Origin of the sequence: Mesorhizobium sp. M7A.F.Ca.AU.001.01.1.1, assembly GCF_004022735.1 — a bacterium.
GTDB classification, from domain to species: Bacteria; Pseudomonadota; Alphaproteobacteria; order Rhizobiales; family Rhizobiaceae; genus Mesorhizobium; species Mesorhizobium ciceri.
This window is the reverse complement of record NZ_RZPF01001052.1, coordinates 1-1,492: the sequence shown is the minus strand read 5'-3', so window position 1 is coordinate 1,492 and position 1,492 is coordinate 1. Positions and strand designations below refer to the sequence as shown.

General features: G+C 65.9%; 2 protein-coding genes. Both read left to right on the top strand.

Going from position 1 to position 1,492, the window contains the following annotated elements:
- On the top strand, window positions 1–561 hold a 561-nt coding region (locus EN884_RS35660; protein WP_164895416.1), incomplete at its 5' end, for a DUF3108 domain-containing protein.
- Between the two features lie 34 nt (window positions 562–595).
- Window positions 596–1,492, top strand: an 897-nt coding sequence (locus tag EN884_RS35655; protein ID WP_128361111.1) for an EamA family transporter, incomplete at its 3' end; no start/stop codon positions are given.

Genomic DNA, 1,492 nt, shown 5'->3' with positions numbered 1-1,492 from the left:
ATCTCGTCCAAAGGCACGATTGCGGGCAAGAGGATGGTGCCGCAGGCATTCCGCGCCGATTACACCTCCGGCAAGAAGGCATCGGTGGTCGACATCCGCTTTGCAAATGGCAGGGTCACCTCGACGCAGGTCGTCCCGGCGCCGGGCAAGCGCGACCCCAAGAGTTGGGTGCCGCTCGGTGCCGGCGACCTGGCATCGGTGCTCGATCCGATGGCTGCCACCGTCATCCATGCCGACAGCCTCGACCAGGTCTGCGGCCGCACGGTAAAGTTCTACGACGGCGAGATGCGCGCCGATCTGACGCTGACTTACGCTTCGAAGGGCACGATCTCGGTGCCGGGCTACAAGGGCGACACGGTTACCTGCCGGATGGGCTTCGAGCCGGTGGCTGGCTATCGCAAGGGCCGCAAGGCGCTCAACTATCTCAAGAGCAAAAGCCGCATGATGGTGACGTTTGCACCGCTCGGCCAAACCGGCGTATATGCGCCGATCCATGCCACGGTGGGCACGCAGATCGGCACCTTGACCATCAGCGCCGGACGTTTCGAAGCGGTACAATAGCCAGGCGCAGAATTGGCGCGCCACTGGAGACAGAATGGGGCGCGCAACACTGATCGGCTTTTCGGCGGTCGCCATGTGGGCGCTGCTCGCACTGCTCACCGATGCGTCGGGCCAGGTGCCGCCGTTCCTCTTGTCGGCGATCACCTTCTCGATCGGCACCGGTGTCGGGCTGGTCGCGCGGCTGTTCATGCCGGCACCCGACAAGAGCCAGAAGATACCGCCGCAGGTGTGGCTGATCGGCATTGCCGGGCTGTTCGGCTACCACTTCTTCTATTTCACAGCGCTGCGCAATGCGCCGGCTGTGGAGGCGAGCCTGATCGCCTATCTATGGCCTTTGCTGATCGTGCTCGGCTCGGCGCTGATGCCGGGCGAAAAACTGGCCTGGAACCATGTCGTCGGCGCGCTGCTCGGCCTTGCCGGCACCGTGCTGATCGTCACCAAGGGCGGGGGCCTCGCCTTCGACGCCCGTTACGCCTTCGGCTATGCGATGGCCGCCGTTTGTGCCGTGCTGTGGTCGTCCTATTCGCTGTTGTCGCGGCGCTTCCCGTCGGTGCCGACCAGCATCGTCACCTGGTTCTGCGCGGCGACCGCGGTGTTGTCGCTCGCCTGCCACCTGGCGCTGGAACAGACGGTTCTGCCTGACGGTGCCGGCCAGTGGCTGGCCGTGCTCGGCCTTGGCCTGATGCCGGTGGGGGCGGCCTTCTATGCCTGGGACATCGGCGTCAAGCGCGGCAACATCCAGGTGCTGGGTGCTGCAAGCTACGCCGCACCGCTGTTGTCGACGCTGGTGCTGATCGCGGCCGGCGTCGCCGAGCCGTCGCTGCGCATCCTCGCCGCCTGCGTGCTCATCACCGGCGGGGCCGCACTTGCAGCGAAGTCGCTGTTCCTGCGCAAACCAGCGGCTGAGAGCGGAGCCAGGGCGTCCCAAAGC